15 protein-coding genes and 1 pseudogene are annotated in these 20007 nt (G+C 68.9%); 12 read left to right on the forward strand and 4 right to left on the reverse strand.

Annotated elements, in window-relative coordinates; translation table 11 throughout:
* Positions 1–14: 14 nt before the first annotated feature.
* From IG75_RS0102865 to IG75_RS0102875, 3 genes are all read right to left on the reverse strand, one after another.
* Positions 15–1244, reverse strand: coding sequence for a cytochrome P450 (locus IG75_RS0102865; RefSeq protein ID WP_030519557.1), 1230 nt, complete (start codon positions 1242–1244; stop codon positions 15–17).
* Positions 1241–1546, reverse strand: a complete 306-nt coding sequence (locus IG75_RS40585) for a ferredoxin (RefSeq protein ID WP_081876596.1) — start codon at positions 1544–1546, stop codon at positions 1241–1243. The genes IG75_RS0102865 and IG75_RS40585 overlap by 4 nt, the downstream gene beginning before the upstream one ends.
* 562 nt (positions 1547–2108) lie before the next feature.
* Complete coding sequence (locus IG75_RS0102875) at positions 2109–2750, reverse strand: TetR/AcrR family transcriptional regulator (protein WP_051714153.1); 642 nt, start codon at positions 2748–2750, stop codon at positions 2109–2111.
* A gap of 88 nt (positions 2751–2838) precedes the next feature.
* On the opposite strand from IG75_RS0102875, the gene IG75_RS0102880 reads away from it, so the two are divergent.
* The 11 genes and pseudogenes from IG75_RS0102880 to IG75_RS0102935 all read left to right on the forward strand — a co-directional run bounded on the left by IG75_RS0102880 (position 2839) and on the right by IG75_RS0102935 (position 17981).
* Complete coding sequence (locus IG75_RS0102880; RefSeq protein WP_030519560.1) at positions 2839–4023, forward strand: aromatic ring-hydroxylating oxygenase subunit alpha; 1185 nt, start codon at positions 2839–2841, stop codon at positions 4021–4023.
* Positions 4024–4030: 7 nt separating this feature from the next.
* Positions 4031–4804, forward strand: coding sequence for an enoyl-CoA hydratase/isomerase family protein (locus tag IG75_RS0102885; RefSeq protein WP_030519561.1), 774 nt, complete (start codon positions 4031–4033; stop codon positions 4802–4804).
* A complete protein-coding gene (locus tag IG75_RS0102890) occupies positions 4801–5583 on the forward strand; it encodes a PaaI family thioesterase (protein ID WP_081876598.1) in 783 nt (260 codons plus the stop codon). The genes IG75_RS0102885 and IG75_RS0102890 overlap by 4 nt, the downstream gene beginning before the upstream one ends.
* Positions 5580–6830: a CaiB/BaiF CoA transferase family protein gene (locus IG75_RS0102895; RefSeq protein ID WP_030519563.1), complete on the forward strand. Its 1251-nt coding sequence runs from the start codon at positions 5580–5582 to the stop codon at positions 6828–6830. Before IG75_RS0102890 ends, IG75_RS0102895 begins: the two co-directional genes overlap by 4 nt.
* Before the next feature lie 203 nt (positions 6831–7033).
* Positions 7034–8575: a class I adenylate-forming enzyme family protein gene (locus IG75_RS0102900; protein ID WP_030519564.1), complete on the forward strand. Its 1542-nt coding sequence runs from the start codon at positions 7034–7036 to the stop codon at positions 8573–8575.
* A 234-nt stretch (positions 8576–8809) separates the two neighbouring features.
* Positions 8810–10948 (forward strand): molybdopterin-containing oxidoreductase family protein, encoded by a 2139-nt coding sequence (locus IG75_RS0102910; protein WP_156058599.1) that lies wholly within the window; start codon positions 8810–8812, stop codon positions 10946–10948.
* Positions 10945–13175, forward strand: a pseudogene (locus IG75_RS35965) (molybdopterin-dependent oxidoreductase). The gene IG75_RS0102910 and the pseudogene IG75_RS35965 overlap by 4 nt, the downstream one beginning before the upstream one ends.
* Complete coding sequence (locus tag IG75_RS0102920) at positions 13172–14806, forward strand: 4Fe-4S binding protein (RefSeq protein ID WP_030519567.1); 1635 nt, start codon at positions 13172–13174, stop codon at positions 14804–14806. The pseudogene IG75_RS35965 and the gene IG75_RS0102920 overlap by 4 nt, the downstream one beginning before the upstream one ends.
* A 4-nt stretch (positions 14807–14810) precedes the next feature.
* On the forward strand, positions 14811–16955 hold the full coding sequence (locus tag IG75_RS0102925; protein ID WP_030519568.1) for a molybdopterin-containing oxidoreductase family protein: 2145 nt from the start codon (positions 14811–14813) through the stop codon (positions 16953–16955).
* Positions 16952–17716 carry an SDR family oxidoreductase gene (locus IG75_RS0102930; protein WP_030519569.1) on the forward strand — a complete coding sequence of 255 codons (765 nt, stop codon included), beginning with the start codon at positions 16952–16954 and terminating at the stop codon, positions 17714–17716. Before IG75_RS0102925 ends, IG75_RS0102930 begins: the two co-directional genes overlap by 4 nt.
* Positions 17703–17981, forward strand: coding sequence for an MFS transporter (locus tag IG75_RS0102935; RefSeq protein WP_030519570.1), 279 nt, complete (start codon positions 17703–17705; stop codon positions 17979–17981). Before IG75_RS0102930 ends, IG75_RS0102935 begins: the two co-directional genes overlap by 14 nt.
* A gap of 44 nt (positions 17982–18025) precedes the next feature.
* On the opposite strand, the gene IG75_RS0102940 is transcribed toward IG75_RS0102935, so the two are convergent.
* Positions 18026–18871, reverse strand: a complete 846-nt coding sequence (locus IG75_RS0102940) for a glucose 1-dehydrogenase (RefSeq protein ID WP_030519571.1) — start codon at positions 18869–18871, stop codon at positions 18026–18028.
* A 291-nt stretch (positions 18872–19162) separates the two neighbouring features.
* Between IG75_RS0102940 and IG75_RS0102945 the strand changes: the two genes are divergently transcribed.
* Positions 19163–19972, forward strand: coding sequence for an enoyl-CoA hydratase/isomerase family protein (locus IG75_RS0102945; RefSeq protein WP_030519572.1), 810 nt, complete (start codon positions 19163–19165; stop codon positions 19970–19972).
* Positions 19973–20007 lie beyond the last annotated feature (35 nt).

Raw genomic sequence — 20007 nt, forward strand, 5'->3', positions numbered from 1 at the left:
TGAAACGCTCGACCTCAGGAGGGGGTGAATGTGATCGGCAGTCGCGTGCACCCGCGCACCTGGCCGGCGTGCAGGACCGGGGGATCGTTGGGGACGAGCTCGTAATCCGGTATCCGCCGGTGGATCTCCTCCAGTGCCAGCCGGAGTTCGAGGCGGGCGAGATGGGAACCGAGGCAACGGTGCGCACCCGCGCCGAAGGAGAGGTGCCGGTTCGGCAGCCGGTCGATCCGGAGTTCGGCGGGTTCGTCGAATTCCGCGCCGTCGCGGTTGGCCGAACACAGCATCAGGATCAATTGATCGCCTTCGGCGATGCGGACGCCGCCCAGTTCCGTTGCCCGGGTCGCTCGTCGGCCCGGGACGACCGCGGCCTCGAACCGCAGGATCTCCTCGACGGCGGTGGGGATGACGGCGTGGTCTTCGATGATCTCCCGGCGCTGGTCGGGGTTGCCGGCCAGGTGGATGATGCTCCACGCCAGCGAGCCCTGGACGGTGTGCAGTCCGGCGATCAGCAGCAGGAAGAACATTCGGTTGAGTTCTTCGTCGGTGAGCAGTCCTGGGCCGTCGTGCAATTCGAATTCGGTGCCGATGATCTGCGAGGTGATGTCGTCGCCCGGATGCCGGCGGCGCTCGTCGATCATGGACTGGAAGTAGCCCAGCATGGTGGAGGCGGCCTCGCCGCGGGCCCGGTTCGACTCCTCTTCACCGGCTCCGGGAATGCCGGTGAGCAGGATATCGGTCGAATCGGTGAACAGCTGGGCGTCCTCGATCGGCCAGTCCATCAGCGCCAGGAAGATCCGGGTGGGTAGTTCGTGCGCGAACTCGCTGATGAACTCGGCCCGGCCGCGGTACGCGAAACCGTCGATGAGCTCGTTGATCACTGAACGGATATCGTCCTCGAGCGCTTTCATGCGGGTCGGGCCGAACAGTGGCTGCAGCGCGCGCCGGTACCCGGTGTGCTCCGGCGGATCGAGTTCGAGCGGGAGGAATTTGCCGAACCCGGCGGTCGTGGTGACCAGATTGTTCGGATGACTCGAGAAGGTCGCGTGATCGCGCAGCACCTCGTGGATCTCTTTGTAACCGGTCACGATCCAGTGGCCGCCGTGCGCGGAGGAGTAGACGACCGCTCCCTTGGTCGCGAGTTCGGCCACCCGTTCCTGGACGGTATCGGACGGGACAGTGAGGGATTGGTCGTAGATATCGAAATCGACTACGAGGTCGGTGGGTACTTCGGCGGCGGTGGTCATCGCGGTGATTCCTCGGAAGTGGGGGGTGTGGTGGTGAGCGCCAGCGTGAGCGCACGTTCGGGACAGGCGGCGACGGCCGTCTCGGCGTCACCGCGGTGGATGTCGGGTACCGGGTCCAGCACGATCACCGGATCGCCCTGTTCATCGGGTTCGACCAGGTCGGGTGCGGTGCAGTAACACATGCCGTGACCTGCGCAGACGCGGCGGTCGACGACGAGACGGACCGCGGCGGTGCTGTTACCGGAGGCCCCCGGGTCGGCTTCCGCTCCGGGGCCACGTCGAAGGCGAGGTGCCGGGGTCATCGGGGCGATCCGGTCGCGGTGGTGCCGGCGAGGGAGTGTGCGGACTTCATGGATGGCGTCTCCACTCTCGAGTAGTGCGATGTGCCCTGGGCGCTGTCGCTCGAGCGAGGCCGGTGGCTCGGCTCGAGCGGTCGGCCGCGTCGGAGCGCACCGGGCAAAGAGTGTTGTAGGTCACATGAAAGGTACTTCAACAAACGTGTGACGTCAATCGTAATTTGTCAGCAGCTCTCGCGGGCGCCTTGCAGTCTTCGAAAGATGCTATTCAACAGCACTTTTCGTGCGGTCGGAGCCCATGGCGGTCGTACCCCGGTCTGTGCGTGGCGGGGTCCTTCCGCCGGGGGGCCTGGTTCGCCCGGAGCCCGGCTGCCGGGCCGCGCCGGACGTGCGGGCCGGCGGGGGTTGCTGCGGTAGGGGCGCGTCGCGCCTCCCGCTGCAGCGGACCGGCGATCCGATGACTGCGTCGCTCGGTTCCGGGCCTGTCCGGGGTGGCCGTCAGGGTTCTCGGGCCTGGCCGGGGAGTGGCATGAAGGGGTCACGCCGTTTTCGTATGTCCCGGGCGCGGTTATCCCGGGTTGTCGAGATCCCTGGGCCCCGCGCGCCCTGCGGCGCCCGTGACAAGGGCCGGTAGCACGAAAGTGCGGACTTTCTCGCGGATCCGATCCAGGGAGCCCGCTTCCTCGGCGCTCCGGCTGATGTACATGATCTCTATCTCGGAGATCCATTCGCAGACCAGACGCAGATCCAGCTCGGGCGGGATCTCGCCGGTCCGCTGCGCCGTGGCGAGTATCGGTTCCCATAGTTCGTAGGTGAGCTCGACCGCGCGTCCGGAATCGGTGAGCAACTGGGTGGACAGGATCATTTCCGCCGGCGAGACCAGGCGGTGCATCATCGGGTCGAGCATGCCCTTGCGGATATCCTCGCAGATTCCTTCGACCAGCTTCTCCTCGATGCTCGGCCAGCGCGCGATGTAGGCGCGGGCCGGACCCATGTTCGCCCGGGCCCGACGGGTCACGGATTCGGCGACCAATGAGTCGCGATCGGAGAAGTAGCGGTACACGGTGGCCCGGGAGACCGACGCTGCGCGCGCCACATCTTCCATGGTGGTCTTGGTGATGCCGTAGCGGGCGAAGCACGATTCCGCCGCGGCCAGGATGGCCGACCGTGGGTCGGTCCCGTTCGCTGTCCTGGTGCCGCTCGCTGTCACGGATCGCACCGTACCAAGGACCGTTTAAATCGAAAAGCTTTAGATAAGACGCTAGACAAAATTTGTAACACGTGCCACGCTCGGATGTATGGAGCGCGAGGAGAAGATCAGGCTCACGCAGCGGCTGATCGCTCATGTGGACAACGACACCACCGACTATGCGGACGATCTGCTCCGCGTGCCCTTCTCGGTGTTCGACGATCCGGAACTGGCCGCCAAGGAACGCGAGGTGGTGCGCCGGTTTCCGCATATCGTGGCGCACGTCGACGAACTGCAGAAGTCCGGCGACTTCCTGACCACCGAGTTGATCGGTACTCCGCTGCTGGTGGTGAAACAGAACGACGGGAGCGTGAAGGCCTTCTCCAATGTGTGCCGGCACCGTGGTTCGAAGGTCGAATTCGGTGAGTCGGGCTGCAAGCGGGTCTTCTCCTGTCCGTATCACAACTGGTCCTATGGCAAGGACGGGTCGCTGCGGGGGTTACCGCACGCCGACGGATTCGAGGGTATGGACCGTTCGGAGTACGGGCTGGTCGAATTCCCGTGCGAGGTGCGGCACGGGTTGATCTGGGTGGTGCCGACGGTGGACGCGGACCTGGATATCGCCGCGGTGCTGGGCCCCAAGCACGACGCCGAGGTCACCGATACCGGGATGGCCGGCTCCTATCAGGTCCGCAAGGAGACCTGGCGGCTGGGCATGAACTGGAAGATCGCCGTGGACGGGGTCCAGGACTCCTATCACCTCTGCCAGTTGCACACCAAGACGGTCTGCAACTACCTCGAGGGCAATATCACCGCCTTCGACCCGGTGGGCCGGTCCTGGCGGCTGGTGGTGGCGCGCAAGGCGATCACCGAGGTGCGCGACGCCGATCCGGACAGCTTCGACGTGCGCGACTACTCGCTGGCGAACTACACGGTCTATCCGGGCACCATGCTGGTCACCGAGCCGAACCACTTCGAGATCTGGACCATCGTCCCGGACAAGGACGACCCCAACGTCAGTTACTGCACCATCCGGCTGCTGTCACCCGGCAAACCGGAGACGCCGCGGGAAGAACGGATCCTGGAGAAGAACTGGGAACTGCTCATGGAGACCCTGCACGCCGAGGACTGGTTCGTCACCAAGACGATCACCGACAATGCCGCGCACGGCCAGGTTCGCGAATTGATCTACGGACGTAACGAACTGCCCGGCCAGATGTTCCACAATATGGTCGCCGCCGATGTCGCCACGCTCGATCGGCAGCGCGCGGCCCGGCCGGTGCCCAGCCGGTAGCGGCATCGTGTGCGATAACGATCTGCGCGTGGACCGGCCGGTGCCGGGGGTGCTGCGGCTGACCCTGAACCGGCCCGCTGTGCGTAACGCGATCACCCTGGCCCTGCACCGGCGGATGGATGCCGAGCTGTCCGCGGCCGCGTCGGACCACTCGGTGCGGGCGGTGGTTCTCGCCGGGGCGGGAGACCGGGCGTTCAGCGCCGGGTACGACCTGGCCGAACTCGCCGCGATGACGCCCGCGCAGGCCGTGGCGGCGACCGCCGAGCGCGAGGAGCTGCTGTGGCGGTATGCCACCTTTCCCAAACCGACCGTGGCGGCCGTGCACGGCGCGGCGCACGGTGCGGGCACCATGCTGGCCGTGTGCTCGGACCTGCGGGTCGGCGGCGCGGAGACCTCGATCGCCGTCTCCGCCGCGAAATACGGGGGTGTGAACCTCACCTGGCTGCTCGATTCGCTGATCGGCGGGGCGCACGCTCGTGACCTGCTGTTGACAGCGCGCGAGGTGCGTGGCGCCGAGGCTCATCGGATCGGGTTGCTGCATCGCTACGCGGTCGATGTCGCGGGGGCGGCGGTGGGTCTTGCGGAGCTGATCGCCGAGCGGCCGGCCGCGGGGTTGCGGGAGATCAAGGCGCTGCTGCTGGAAGGCGCCGGGCGGAGCCTGCGTGACCGGTTCGACCGGGAGAACACCGCGGTGCGATCGAATCTGGCGGAGCAGCCGATTTCCGAGATGTTCTCGTCCTTCTTCGCGGCCCGGAGCCGGGATCCGGAGGTCGAGGTATGAGTGGGTCGAGGCCCGAGGTGGTAGCGCGGCAGGACCGGGTAGGGCCTTCGCTCGGGCCGGATGAACAGAGCGCGAGCAGGTCCGGCCCGGGGGTGGTACTGCAGCACGATCCCGCCGGGGACTCGGCCGTGCCCGGTGGGACCGGCGCGAATGACCTCGGCTGGGACGATCCCTTCCGGCCGACCAGAGAGTCCGGCGACGAATACTCCGGACTCGTCCGGGCCCTGCGGGCCGTGCAGGAGGCGGTCACCAGGAGTCGGCCGACTCCGGCGGTGGCCGCGGCAGCCGGTGCGTGTCTGTCCGAGATCGCTACCACGATGCGGGAATTCGAGGTCGACGAGGACACGCAGACCGCCGGTAAGCGCTGGGAGCTGGCCGGACGCGGGCATGCTCTGGCGCCGCCACTGCATCTCGACGAAATCACCGCGACCTCGGCGCGGGGCCGGGTCACGGTGGGTCGTTTCCACTCCGGGCGGTACGCGATGAACGGTGGCGTGACCCCACTGATATTCGACGAGATCCTGGCCCGGCTGGCCAACCACGGTCGGCCGTGGGCGCGGACCGCGCATCTCGGCGTCGATTTCCGGGCGCCCGCGCCGTTGCACACCGAACTGACGGTGACCGCTCATTTTGTGCGGCAGGAGGGCCGGAAGCGTTTCATGCGCGGTGCGCTCCACCACGGTGATCAGTTGCTCGCCGAAGCGGACGGTCTGTGGATCGAGCTGAAACCCGGACAGACACACAATATCTCCGATGGACAGGAAGGAGCCGGGCGATGAGCGGTTTCTCGCTGCTGAACGGCGTGCGGGTACTCGAGGTGGCCCAGCTCGCACCGTCTTCACTGGGCGGGCACCTGGCCGATCTCGGTGCCGAGGTAATCAAGATCGAATCCGCGCCGGTGGGTGATCCGGTGCGGGTCGGCGGCAGCCGCGCGGTCGGTGAACCGGACGGCCCGGCGTTCATGCACCTGCGCTGGAACCGGGGTAAGAAGTCGGTGGCACTCGATCTGCGGACGCCCGAGGGAAAACAGGCCTTCCTCGATCTGGCACGCTCCTGCGACGCCGTGATCGAGGGGATGCGCGGAGGCTATCTGGACTGGCTCGGTATCGGCTTCGACGCATTGCGCACCGTGAATCCGGCGATCGTGCTGTGCACCGTATCCGGGATGGGCACCGACGGCCCCTACCGCACTCTCGGCACGGGCGGCCCGGTGTTCGACGCCTACGCGGGATTGCGCGAGGTGACCACTCCGAACGAGCCGCCGGTCACCGGTATCGCCGGCTCCACCAGCCCGCCTATCGCCATGTACGCACTCGGCGCGTACGGGGCGATGGGGCTGCTCGCGGCGCTGCACCGGGCCCGTGCCACCGGTGCCGGATGCCGGGTGGAGGTGTCCGGGATCGATATCGCGGCCGCGTGGATGCCGGATCTGGCGGACGCGGAGTTGAACCGTGACCGGTCGATACCGCGGCCCACCTGGCTGCCGGATGGGCGGCTACCGGACTGGCCACGACTCGAGGCCTACCGGACCAAGGATGGCGCGGCCATTCTCTTCGGGGCCCATGTGGAGAAGTTCTGGCGTAATTTCCTGGTCGCGGTCGGGCGGGACGATCTCGTCGAGGTGGACCTGACCGGCACCGACGACGAGGCGCCCGCGCGCGCGGATCTCGTCTGGCGGGCGCTGACCGAGATCTTCGCGCAGCGCACCAGGGACGAGTGGGTGCAATTGTTCGTCGAGCATCAGATTGCCGGCGGCCCGGTCAATACGGTGTCCGATATGCTCGCCGATCCGCATTTCCGGGCGCGGGAGAACACCTACCGCGTCGAGTATGCGGGCGCCGGGGAGCTCGAGTTCCTGGTGAGTCCCGTCCGGGTCGCGGGGGAGAAGTTCGCGCCCGCTCTGCCCCCGGCGGTGGGGGCCGATACCGCGCGGGTGTTGCGTGAGATCGCGGGCTACGACGATGAGCGGATCGCCGCGGCTACCGACGGGCAATCGGTACGTGAAGGAGCCTCCGCGGAGGGCTGATTCAGCGATACCGCTGTAGACGACGCCCCGGTGTGCATTTCGCCGCGGGTGTCGTCGTCGTGTGCGCAGGTGGATCCGGGCATTTCGCCGAAATCGGGTATTGCACCAGCTACCTACAGGTGTTAGGTTTACGGCACGCAGTGAGCGCGATCACATCGCCCCTGTCTACGGCCGGCGTCTCCGGCGGATAACGAGGAGCTCAGATGAATCTTGCGGACTTGACTCGCTATTGGGGCAAGACCCGCCCGGACCAGCAGGCCATCGTGTTCGGCGATTCCGCCGAGACCTGGGCCGAAGTGGACGCGGTGACCGACGCGCTCGCGCGTGGTCTGGCCGCTCGCGGGGTCGGCAAAGGCGACCGGGTCGCGGTCATGATGCTCAACCGCCCGGAACTGGCGCACCTCATCCTGGCCACCCTCAAACTGGGCGCCATCAGCGTCCCGCTGAACTTCCGGCTCACCGCCAAGGAGCTGGCTCCGATGGTGCTGGATGCGGCGCCGCGGGTGGTGATCGTGGAGGACGATTTCGCTCCGTTGCTGGAGGTCGCCGCCGAACAGGTCGATTTCGAGACCTTCGCCATCGGTGGCGACGCGCACCGCCCGTACGACAGCCTGTTCGACCCCGGCCCGGCGGCGCGGGTGGATATCGCCGGCGACGACGCGGCCTTCATCTGTTACACCTCCGGCACCACCGGGGTCCAGAAGGGCGCCCTGGTCACTCATCGGAGTGCGATGGCGCCGGGTATCTCGCAGACCGTCAGCCACGGGTTCACCGCTCGCGACCGGGTCCTGTGTTCGGCGCCCCTGGTGTACACCGGGTCGGTGCTGTCGATCTTCATGCAGCTGGTGGTGGTTCCGGGCGCGACCATGGTGCTGCTGCGGGAATACGATCCGGAGATCGCGCTGGACACCCTCGAACGCGAGCAGATCACCGCCACCACCACCGTGCCGGTGATCTGGGAGCGGATGACCACCCTGCCCGATTTCGGCTCCCGCAAGCTGGCGAAGTTCACCTTCGCCGGCACCGGCGGCGCCCCGGTGAGCCTCGACCTGGTGGAGTTCTACCGGTCGCACGGGATTCCGCTCACCCAGGCCTACGGTCTCACCGAGGCCTCGGGCATGGTCGCCACACTGAGTTATGCCGATGCCCGCACCCGGCCCGGATTCGCGGGGCTCGCGCTGGTGGGCACCCAGGTCAAAATCGGGGAACCCGGTGTGGAGACCGCACCCGGCGAGGTCGGGGAGATCATGGTGCGGGGCGAGCACGTGATGCGCGAGTACTGGAACAAACCGGAGGCGACGGCCGCCACGCTGGTCGACGGGTGGCTGCGCACCGGTGATCTGGGCATACAGGACGAGGGCGGTTTCCTCAAGATCGTGGATCGCAGCAAGGATATGCTGATCTCCGGCGGCCTGAACGTGTACCCGGCGGAGATCGAACGAGCGCTGCACGGTATCGAGGGGCTTCTCGATCTCGCGGTGATCGGGGTGCGTGACGATCGCTGGGGCGAGGTGCCGATGGTGATCTTCCACAGCGAACGCCCCGCCGCGGCGGTCGTCGCCGATATCGCGGCCGTGGCGGAGACCGATCTCGCGAAGTTCAAACGGCCGAAACACGCGGTGGCATCGGACGAGCCGCTGCCCCGCACGTTCTCCGGAAAACTCGCCAAACCCACGCTGCGGCAGCGGTTCCCGGAGGTGCCGGCCGATGCGGTGGCGGTCGAGCGCAGCGCCGCCGGCGCATGAGTGTGCGGCTCCGTCCGTTCGCTGCCGCACGACTGCGGGTACGACCGGCCCGGCGCCGGCCGATCGGCGCGGCCGCGGTGTTCCAGCGGGCCTCGCTGCCGAAAGCGATGAGGGCGGCAGCGGGTGGCGCGATGGTCGCTGCCGGGTCGGTCGAATGGGAGATGCCGGTGCTCCGGCCCGGTCCGGAGCGGTGCGGGCCGGGTGGTCCGCAGGCATCCGGAAGGAGTAGCCGCCGTGGCACCCGCGCGTGAAACCACCGAGCGCCGCATTTCCTATTGCCGCCTGTGCGCCTCTTCGTGCGGGGTGCTCCTCGATATCGAGGGCGGACGAGTGCAGCGTGTTCTCGGCGATGCGCGACACCCGATCTCCGGCGGTTATTCGTGTCCCAAAGGCCGCCGGGCCGGAGACCTCGCGCACGGACCGGACCGGCTGACCACCTCGTTCCGCCGTACCCGCACCGGGCAGCACACGCCGGTGCCGGCCGTGGTGGCGGTGCGCGAGATCGCCGACCGGCTCGGTGCCCTCGTCGCTCGGCACGGCCCCGACTCGGTGGCGTTGTTCATGGGGACCCAGCAGAATTTCGCGGCGCTCACACCGATGCTGGCGCGCGCCTGGTTCCGGGGGACCGGTTCGCACAAGCTGTTCTCCACCATGACCGTCGACCAGTCGGCGAAATGGGTGGTGGCCGAGCGGATGGGCACCTACCTCGGCGGCAGGCAGCGGTTCGAGGACGCCGATGTGTGGTTGCTGGCCGGAACCAACCCGATCGTCTCCGGAAACGGCGGCGACGGCGACGGCGCGGTGGTGCAGAACCCCTCGGTCACCGTGCGTGCCGCCCGCGCCCGGGGTCTGCGGTTGATCGTGGTGGACCCGCGCCGCACCGAAACCGCCGCCCTGGCCGATCTGCACCTGGCACCCAGACCCGGCACCGACGCCGTGCTGTTTGCCGGACTGCTGCGGCTGGTGCTCACCGAGCGGCGGCACGACGCGGATTTCTGCGCCCGCTACGTCGCGGATCTGCCCGCACTCGCCGCGGCGGTCGCGCCGGTGACGCCCGCGGTGGTCCGCCGGATCTGCGGTGTACCCGAGGACGACTTGTCCGCGGCAGCACGCGTTTTCGCCGGTGGGCAGCGCGGGATGGCCACCACCGGCACCGGGGTGTGCATGGGACCGCATTCGAATCTCGCCGAACATCTGGTCGCGGCATTGAACGTCGTATGCGGTCGCTACCTGCGGGAGGGGGAGCGCGCGGACGACCGGGCCGTGCTCACCCGTCATATCCCGGCCCGTGCGGAGGTCGCGCCCCCTACTCGGAATTCTGTCCAGGGCTTTCGCAGCCGGGCCGGGGTGCGGGCGATCCGGGGTGAACTGCCGTCCGGTGTCCTCGCCGACGAGATCCTGGCCCCTGGCCCGGACCGGGTACGCGCGCTGATCGTGTCCGGCGGAAACCCCGCGGCGGCGCTACCGGGCCGGGCGAAAACGCTGCGGGCGTTGCGATCGCTCGACCTGCTGGTATGCATCGACCCGCGGCTCTCGGACACCGCCCGCCTGGCCGACTACGTGATCGCGCCGACCACGATGTACGAGCGCGCCGACCACACCGCGATCATGGAACCGTTCTTCCCGCGACCGTTCGCCCAGTACACACCGCCGGTGCTGGAGCCGCCGCCGGGAGTGATCGACGACTGGCGGTTCTTCTTCGACCTCGCCGCCGCCTCCGGCCGGCCGGTGAAATTCGCCGGGCGGATCCTCGATCCGCGGCGGCCGCCCACCGCGGACGAACTGCTGGCCATGCTGGCCGAACGCGGGCGGGTGCCGTTCGGCGAGCTCACCGGCGCACCGCACGGGGTACTCGCGGGCCCGTCCGGCGCGCTGGTCGGGCCCCCGGAGCCCGGCGCGGCCGGTCACCGCCTGCGCACCATGCCCGATGATGTCCGGGCCGAGCTGCGGGACGCGCTCACCGAGTCCGTGCCGGCACCCGGCTTCCCATTACGCCTGATAGTGCGCCGGATCCGGGAAGCGATCAACTCCACCGGCACTCGTGTTCCCGGGTTGGTGCCCGGTGCCACCAACCCGGCGGCACTGCACCCCACCGACCTCGCCGCGCTCGGCTTGGGCGACGGCGCCTCGGTTACTGTCCGTTCCGCGGCCGGCCGGGTGCGCACCACCGTGCGCGCCGACGCCACGGTTTCGCCCGGCACCGTCACGATGACCCACTGCTTCGGCTCGCTCGACCCGGAAGAAGAGCTGGGTGTGAACGTCAACGCGCTCACCGGAACCGCCGGGGCGCAGGCGATCAACGCGATGCCGACCATGACGGCGATACCGGTCTCCGTGGAACCGGCGCCCCGACCGAACCCGGAGGCCGGATGACGACCGTGCGCGCCGCGTATCGGATCTGCCCGCTGTGCGAATCGACCTGTGGCCTGCTCGTCGATATCGACGACCGTCGGATCAGCCGCGTCACGCCCAATCCCCGCGATGTGTTCAGCGCCGGGCACAGCTGCGCCAAGGGCCTCGGGCTCGGCGCGCTGGAATCCGATCCGGACCGGGTGCGAACCCCGCTGCTGCGCACCGCGAGCGGCGAGTTCCGCACCGCGACATGGGATGAGGCGTTCGCCGAGATCGGCCGCCGGCTGCCGGAGTACGTCAGCGGCGATCCGGGCAGCTGCGCGATCTACCACGGCAACCCCGGTGCGCATCATCTCGACACCACCTTCTATCTGGGCGAACTGATCGCGGCCCTCGGCACTCGCAATATCTATTCACCGGCGAGCGTCGACACCTGGCCCAAGAACCTGGCGCATATCCTGCTGTACGGCACCGGGCTCGGGCTGAGCCTGCCGGATATCGACCGCACCGACCACCTGCTGATCCTCGGCTCGAATCCGGTGGTGTCGAACGGGAGTACGATCACCGCGCCCGGTATGGCCGAGCGGTTGCGCCGGCTGCGCGCCCGCGGTGGCACGCTGGTCGTGGTCGATCCTGTGCGGACCGATACCGCCGCGCTCGCCGATCTGCACGTACCGATCAGGCCGGGGACCGACGCGCTCTTCCTGTTCGGTGTGCTGTCGGTACTCGCGGCGGAGCGTGCGGTGCGGCCGGAGCGGATACCGGAGCAGGTGGACGGGCTGCCCGAGGTACTGGACCTGGCGCGGGAGTTCTCGCCGGAGGATGTCGGCCCCGCCTGCGGTGTCGAGCCCGAGCTGATCCGCCGGGTCGCCCGGGGCTTCGCCGCGGCCGATTCGGCGGTGGCGCACTCCCGGATGGGCAGCTGTATGCAGGAATTCGGTACCCTCGCGAACTGGCTGGTCGAGGTGCTCACCATCGTCACCGGGAACCTGGACCGTCCCGGCGGCGCGATGTTCGCCCTGCCCCCCGGCGGCGGGCCGAACACCTGGCCGATATCCACCGCGCGGCCGATGGTGGGCCGGTGGCGGTCTCGGGTCCGCGGGCTGCCCGAAGCCATGGGGGAACTGCCCGCGGTCTGCCTCGCCGAGGAGATCCTGACTCCGGGCCGGGACGGACTCGTGCCCTGATGACCGTGGCGGGCAATCCCGCTCGGTCGCTGCCCAATACCGCGCATGTCGAAGAGGCGCTGCGGGCACTGGAATTCATGGTGTCGGTGGACTGCTACGTCAACGAGACCACCCGCCATGCCGATGTGATCCTGCCGCCTCCGCCGCTGGCGACCCGGGGACATCACGATGTCACGCTGGCTCATTTCCAGGTCCGCAATGTCGCCCGCTATACCCCGCCGCTGCTCGATCTCGGCGAGGGCGAGCTCGCCGAATGGCAGATCCTGTTGCGGCTGGCCGCGCTCGCTAAGGGTGAAACCGGGCGTACGACAGCGGAATTGGACGACGAGGTTGCGGTTGTCGCCGCACGCCGCGCGTCGAAGCTGGCAGGAGTCGCACCGGACCGGGCCTATGCGTCGACCGCCGGTCGTCGCGGTCCGCAGCGGCTATTGGACCTGCGGCTGCGCAGCGGCCCCTACGGTGACCGATTCGGCGAGGAGCCCGGCGGGCTGACCCTCGCACTGCTGGAAGCCCATCCGGACGGTATCGATTACGGACCGTTGCGTCCGCGGCTGCCGGAGGTGCTGCGCACACCCGGCGGCCGGATCGATCTGGTACCCGAAATGATCGTCGCCGATATCCCCCGATTGCGGGCGAGTCTCGTGCGCCCGGTGCCGGAACTACTGCTGATCAACCGGCGCCAGCGCCGCGGGATGAACTCGTGGCTGCACAACGCCCTGCCGCAACCGGATGACGGTCAGTGCGCGCTGCTGATGAACCCGGGCGACGCGGCCGGGCACCGCCTGGTCGACGGCGACCGGGTGCTCGTCACCTCACCGGTCACCTCGGTCACCGCGGAACTGCGCCTCGACGACGCCCTGCGGCCCGGTGTGGTGAGCATGCCGCACGGCTGGGGGCATCGCGGCCCCGGCCTGCGCACCACCCGCTCGGCTGCCGCGCCCGGCGCCGACTACAACGCGCTGGTGGACGATACCGCCGCGCTCGAACCGCTGACCGCGGCGCCGATCTTCAACGGTGTGCCGGTCACCGTCACCCGCTGCCGCGAGGAGGATCCCCGATGAGCTATGTGATCACCCAGAACTGCTGCAACGACGCGACCTGCGTGGCGGTCTGCCCGGTGGACTGTATCCACCCCACGCCCGGTGAACGTGAGTACCACACCACCGAGATGCTCTACATCGATCCGGATACCTGTATCGACTGCGGTGCCTGCGCCGATGTGTGCCCGGTGGACGCCATCGCCGCCGCGGACTCGCTGCGCCCCGACCAGCAGCCGTACCGCGACTTGACCGCGGAGTACTTCGCCCGTCATCCGCGTACGGCGGCACCGGGCGCCCACGTCCAGCCGCTACCGCTGTCCCTGGCGACCGCCGGCCGCGACGACGCGGCACCGCTGTGGGTGGCCGTGGTCGGTTCCGGCCCGTCCGCGTTCTATGCCGCGGAGGAACTGCTGGCCCGCCGCGATATCGCCGCCGATGTGACTGTGCTGGAACGGCTGCCGGTGGCCGGTGGCCTGGTGCGGTTCGGCGTCGCACCCGATCACTGGCGCACCAAGACCGTCGACCGGGTGTTCGCCCGCACCGCCCGCCGGGATGGATTCACCATGCACCTCGGTATCGAGGTCGGGCGGGATGTGACCGTGGCCGAGCTGCTGGAGCACCACCACGCCGTCATCCACGCCTCCGGTGCCGCCGGGGACCGCCGGCTCGGTATTCCCGGCGAGGACCTGCCGGGAAGCCATTCCGCACGCGAGTTCGTGGCCTGGTACAACGGCCACCCCGACCATGCGGACCGCACCTTCGACCTGTCGGCCCGCCGCGCGGTGGTGATCGGTACCGGCAATGTCGCCCTGGATATCGCACGCATCCTGGTCACGGACAACGCGACGCTGGCCGCCACCGATATGGCCGATCACGCCCTGACGGCGCTGGCGGACAGTGCGGTGGACGAGGTGGTCGTACTCGGCCGGCGCGGTCCCGAGTCCGCGGCCTGTACGACTCCCGAACTGCTGGCGCTGGATTCGCTGCCGGGGGTCGATGTCCTGGTGGACGGTCCGGTCGCCGTGACAGCAGGCGATCCGATGAAGACCCGGGTGCTGGCCGAGTACGCCCGGCGGCGGCCGAAGCCGGGAAACAAGCGGATCGTGCTGCGGTTCGGGTACACGCCGGTATCGGTGGACGGCGTCGAGCGCGCCGAGGCGCTGGGCGTACGCGGCACGGAAACCGGGGTGAGCGAAACGATCCCGTGCGGGCTGGTGATCCGAGCCGTCGGTTACCGGGGGCTGCCGATCGCCGGTCTCCCGTTCGACGAGACCACCGGGACGGTGACGCATGCGGCGGGTCGCGTGATCGATCCGAACAGCGGCGAACCGGTCCCCGGCCAATACGTGGCCGGCTGGATCAAGCGCGGCGCGACCGGTGTCATCGGAACCAACCGGCATTGCGCCGCGGAAACGGTCGCGGCGCTGGTCGAGGATCACCGGCACGGCCGGCTGCCCGCCCCGGTGGCGGGCACCGCGGAGTTCGCGGGACTGCTTCGCGAACGGTGCCCGGAGGCGTTGAGCGGTGCGGACTGGCGGGCGATCGACCGATACGAGCGCCGGCGTGGGCAGGAGTCGGGACGGCCCCGGGTCAAGATCGTCGATCGCGTGCAGGCCGCGCTGGTCGCCGCCGCCGACCGCGGCGAGCGGTGAACCCGTGGCCGCCGATCAGATCCACACCTTCTGCCGTATCTGCGAACCGGGCTGCGGCCTGCTCGCCGAGGTGCACGACGGTAAGGTCACCCGACTGCGTCCCGACGCCGAACACCCGGTGCACAAAGGGTTCTGCTGTCACAAAGGCGTGCACTACCTCCAGGTGCACGACGACCCCGACCGCCTCGATCGTCCGCTGAAACGCAGCGCCGGCTCCGGCGAATTCGAGCCGGTCGAATGGGATGTCGCGGTGGGCGAGATCGCGGCCCGCGTACAGCAGCTGCGAAAACGCCACGGCCGCAACGCTCTCGCCGTCTATCAGGGCAATCCCTCCGCGTTCAACGGCGCCTACTACGCGAATGCCGCCCGGATCGCGCGCGGTTTCGATACCCGGATGCGGTTCAGCGCCGGAACTCAGGACACGTCCGCCAAATACGCCGCCAGCGAAGCCGTCTACGGCGCCGCGATGGCCCATCCGATTCCCGATCTGCTGCACACCCACTACTTTCTGTGCCTCGGCAGCAACCCGGCAGTGTCCCATATGACCCTGCTGCACATCTCGGATCCGATGGCCAAGATCCGGGCCGTGCGGGCGCGCGGCGGGACCGTGCTCTTCGTCAACCCGCGCCGCATCGAATCCTCGGCCCCGGACACCGGTGACGTCCTGCAGATCGTGCCGGATACCGATTTCTTCTTCCTCGCCGCGCTGCTGCACGAGATCGTCTTCCGGATCGGCTACGACCACGGCGCCGTCGCCCGGCATGCCCGCAATATCGACGGCCTGCTCGACTTCGTCCGCCGCTACCCGCCCGACCGGGTCGCCGGCGTGACCGGTATCGACGCGGCGGTGATCCGCCGGGTCGCCGACGACCTCTGCGCCGCCCCCAGCGCCAGCGTCTACATGGCGACCGGCGTCAATCAGGGCCGGCTGGGCGCGCCGGCGTACTGGATGCTCACCATGATCAGCCTGTTCTCCGGGAACCTCGGCCGGCGCGGCGGCAATATCTACTCCCGGGGCATCGCCGACGCGGTCCGGGGGTCCACACGGCGCCGCACCGATCCGTACTTCGACAGCCCGCTGGGCGAACTCCGCACGGTGAGCGGTGATCTACCGGCGGCCCTGCTGCCAGAGTTCATCGAACAGGCCGATGAACCGGTCCGCGCCCTGATCGTCGTCTCCGGTAACCCGCTGCTCTCGGTGGGCGGCGAACAGCGGCTGCGCCGGGCGTTCGAGAAGCTCGAACTCCTCGTCACGATCGATCTGTACCGGACCGTCACCGGCGAGATGGCCGATTACGTGCTGCCCGCGACCGATTGGCTGGAACATGCCGATATCAACTTCCTCAACACCCTCGGCGTGGCCCTGGAACCGTACGTGCAATACACGCCCGCCGTCGTCGAACCCGCGGGTGAGCGGCGCGACGACTGGTGGATCCTCTCGCGTATCCAGGAGGAACTCGGCGTCCCGACGCTGCTCGACGACCCCGACCCGGACCCCTTCGCGCCCGTCGATGCCGTCCTGCGCGACGCCGGTACCAGCCTGGACCGGCTCGCCGAGCTGCCGTGCGGCACCCAGGTCCTCCCGGAGGCCGACCCGGCGCACGTTTTCGATATCGCGGTGCAGCACGACGACGGCCTGATCGACTGCTGCCCGGAGCTGTTCGGCCGCTCCTATGACACCGCGGAAGCGATCCTCACCGAGTTGGCGGCCGAAAAGCCCGATCAGCTGAAGCTCATCACCCGGCGGACACACCATATGGTCAACAGCTGGCTGCACAACCTCCCGGTCTTCGACCAGGGCATCCACCGGGGCAACCCGTTGTGGATGCATCCGCGGGACGCACGGCACCGGGGTTTGGTCGAAGGCGATTCGGTGCTCGTCCGGAATCGATACGGTGCGGTCGAGGCGGAGTTGCAGTACGACGAATCACTACGCACCGGCGTCGTCGCCATGACCCACGGCTGGGGTCAGCATCGCGCCCGCGGCCTCGGCGTGGCCCGGCACAAGGCCGGCGTGAACGCGAACCACCTCGCGCCCACCGGCCGGGCGGGGTACGACGCCCTGAGCAATCAATCCCATCTCACCGGAATCAATGTCGAAGTGCTGCGCGCGGACCGGGCGCCGGCGGATACGAGGTCGAGCGAATGACCGCCCAGGACGCCGGAACGGAAGCTACGCAAGACCGGGGGGTCGCGGTCGTCACCGGTGGCGGCCGGGGGATCGGCGCCGCGATCTCCCGGCGGCTGGCCGCCGACGGGTTCGCGGTCGCGGTCAACTATTCGTCGAGCGCTGCACACGCGGAAGAGGTGGCCCGCGAGATCACCGCCTCCGGCGGCCGGGCGGTACCTGTCCGCGCCGATATCTCCGACGCCGAACAGGCAGCCGCCTTGATCACCGTGACCACAGCCGAACTGGGCGCGCCGACCGTGCTCGTGAACAACGCCGGAATGAACCTCGCCGGCTCCGCGCGCAAACAGTCACCCCGAGAGTGGGACCGGGTGATCGGTGTCAACTTGAGTGGGGCGTTCTACTGCACCCACGCCGCCCTTCCCGCCATGTACGACAACGGCTGGGGCCGAGTGATATTCGTCAGCAGCCCGTCCGGCGGCCGCCGGCCCGCCCCCACCATGAGCGCCTATGCCGCGGCGAAGGCCGGCCTGCTCGGTATGACCCGCACCCTCGCCCTCGAGGTCGCCCGCCGGGGCATCACCGTCAACGCGGTCATGCCCGGATTCGTCGAGACCGACATCATCGCCTCCGGCGGTCCGGACGCGGTGAACACGCTGGCGGCCAGTTGGCCCCGTATTCCCGCGGAGTCGATCGCCGCCACGGTGTCGTTCCTGGTGAGCGACGAGGGCCGGCATGTATCCGGCGAGGAGGTCGGGGTCTGGCTGGGTGGCCCGGTCTAGCGTCTACGGGTTCGTCGGGGTCTACTATCCGGCCGCGGCACGCGGGACGGCGCTCGGCCTGGCGGTGGGTCTCGGCCGGCTGGGCGGGGTCTTCGGGCCGGTGCTGACCGGTCTGATCATGGATTCGGCACTCGGCGCGAACTGGGCCTACTTCGCCTTCGCGGGCGCCGGTGTGGCGGCCGCGGTGCTGGTGTCGTCGGTTCCGCGGAAGCCGTCCGGTACGGCCGCGGCGCACCCGCCGGTGCAGGCCGCCGAACCGGCGTGACCGTACCCGGACGGGTGTCGGTGGCCGGGTGAGTACCCGCCGAATCAGCCGATGTGCGATCGCGTCGCGGTCGCCTCGGCTTCGGCGCGGTAGTTGCCCGGCCAGGCCTTGCCGAGCGTGAGCCCGCCGTCGACCACGAGATTCTGGCCGGTGACGAAGGAGGCGGAGTCGGAGACGAGATAGGCGATGGCGGCGGCGATATCGTCGCCTTCGCCGGCTCGGGGGATCGGCTGGAATTTCCGAAGTCCGCGGCGGACCTCGTCGACGCCGGCGTCGAGATCCGGCCCGGCCAAACCGGCCCCATGACCGACGATGCGGGTCGCGACCCCGCCCGGGGTGACGGCATTGACGCGGACCCGGTGCTCGGCGAGTTCCCGTGCCGCACTGCGGGTCAGCTGGAGGACGGCCGCTTTGGCCGCGCCGTACGGATGCGGCCCGAATCCGGTGCGCACACCGGCCACCGACGAGACGTTGACGATGGCGCCGAAGCCCTGGTCGCGCATCACCCGCGCCGCGTGTTTGGTGCCGAGGAAAGCGCTGCGCGCCAGGACAGCGAAGGAGTTGTCCCACTCCTCGGTGGTGGTACCGGCGAGATAGGTCCACGCGCCGACCCGGCCGGCGTTGTTGATCATCGCGTCGAGTCTTCCGAAGCGGTCGACGGCGGTGCGGACGGCGGCGGCGAGGTGGTCCTCGCGGGTGACATCGGTGTGCAGGTAGCAGCCGTGTTCACCCAGGCCGGCGGCCACCGTTTCACCACGGTCGTCGTCGATATCGGTGACCACCACCCGGGCACCACGGCGGGCCACCAGGGCGCAGGTCGCGGCGCCGATACCGCTCGCGCCACCGGTCACGACGGCGACCTTCCCCTGTAGTTCGTGCGCTTCGGCCATGGTTTACCTCTGCTTCCCGGGCGGTGACATCTCCGATAATTAATCTAAAGTCATTAGCTTTAGTTTGTCGATGCCCGCCCGTTGGAGGTGCTGTGCGGGTTCGACGTGATGCGGTGCTCGCCCGGCCGGGCGGGTGGCGGCCGGTCCTCTGTGCGATCACTGCCGGGAGCGCTGTCGCGCGGCGCGTGGAGTGGTGCGGGCCTTGAGGAATTAATCTAAAGGCGTTAGCTTTAGTCGCAACTGCCCGACCCGATGGAAGGGCTGTGCCGACCGTCCGAGGTGATGCGATACATGTCCGACCTGATCCAGACCGAGCGGCCGCGGCCGGGTGTGCTGCTCGTGCGCCTGAATCGTCCCGAGGCGCTCAATGCGATGAACACCGATCTCATCGAAGCACTGCACGGCGTACTGGCCGAGGTGCGCACCGATTCCGAGGTCCGTGCCCTGGTGCTCACCGGAAACGGCAAGGCGTTCTGTGCCGGACTGGATCTGCGCGGCTACGGCACGCCGCCCGGTGCGGCGGAGGGAGAGGGGCGGCCGCAGGCCGGGCTCCGGGTGCAGCAGCACATCGCCTCGCTGGTCGAGGCGTTCCGGGGTGTGCGGGCGCCGGTGATCGCCGCGGTGAACGGCGCCGCGGCGGGCGGGGGCATGGCGCTGGCGCTCATGGCCGATATCCGGATCATGGCCGATACCGCCGCGCTGCACGCCTCCTTCATCAAGCGCGGGTTGTCGAACTGCGATATCGGGGTGAGCTGGCTGCTGCCGCGGATGATCGGCTTCTCCCGGGCGGCGCAGATCCTGCTCACCGGCCGATCGGTCGATGCGGCCGAAGCCGAGCGCATCGGGATCGTCTCATCGGTGGAGTCCGCGGAGCGCCTGCTCGACGTGGCACTGGACACCGCCGAGGTCATCGCCGGGAACAGCCCGTTCGGGGTGTGGATGACGAAAGAGGTGATGTGGTCCAACCTCGAGGTGCCCAGTCTGCGTGCCGCGATCGACCTGGAGAACCGCACCCAGATCCTCAGCGCCATGACCAAGGACCACCGCGAAGCCGTGCACTCTTTCCTGGAGAAGCGCCCGCCGGTCTACCGCAATCACTGAGAGGACGACAGCTGTGACGAAACGCCGGAACGGCA

The sequence above is a fragment of the Nocardia rhamnosiphila NBRC 108938 genome (assembly GCF_000720425.1).
Classification (GTDB): domain Bacteria; phylum Actinomycetota; class Actinomycetes; order Mycobacteriales; family Mycobacteriaceae; genus Nocardia; species Nocardia rhamnosiphila.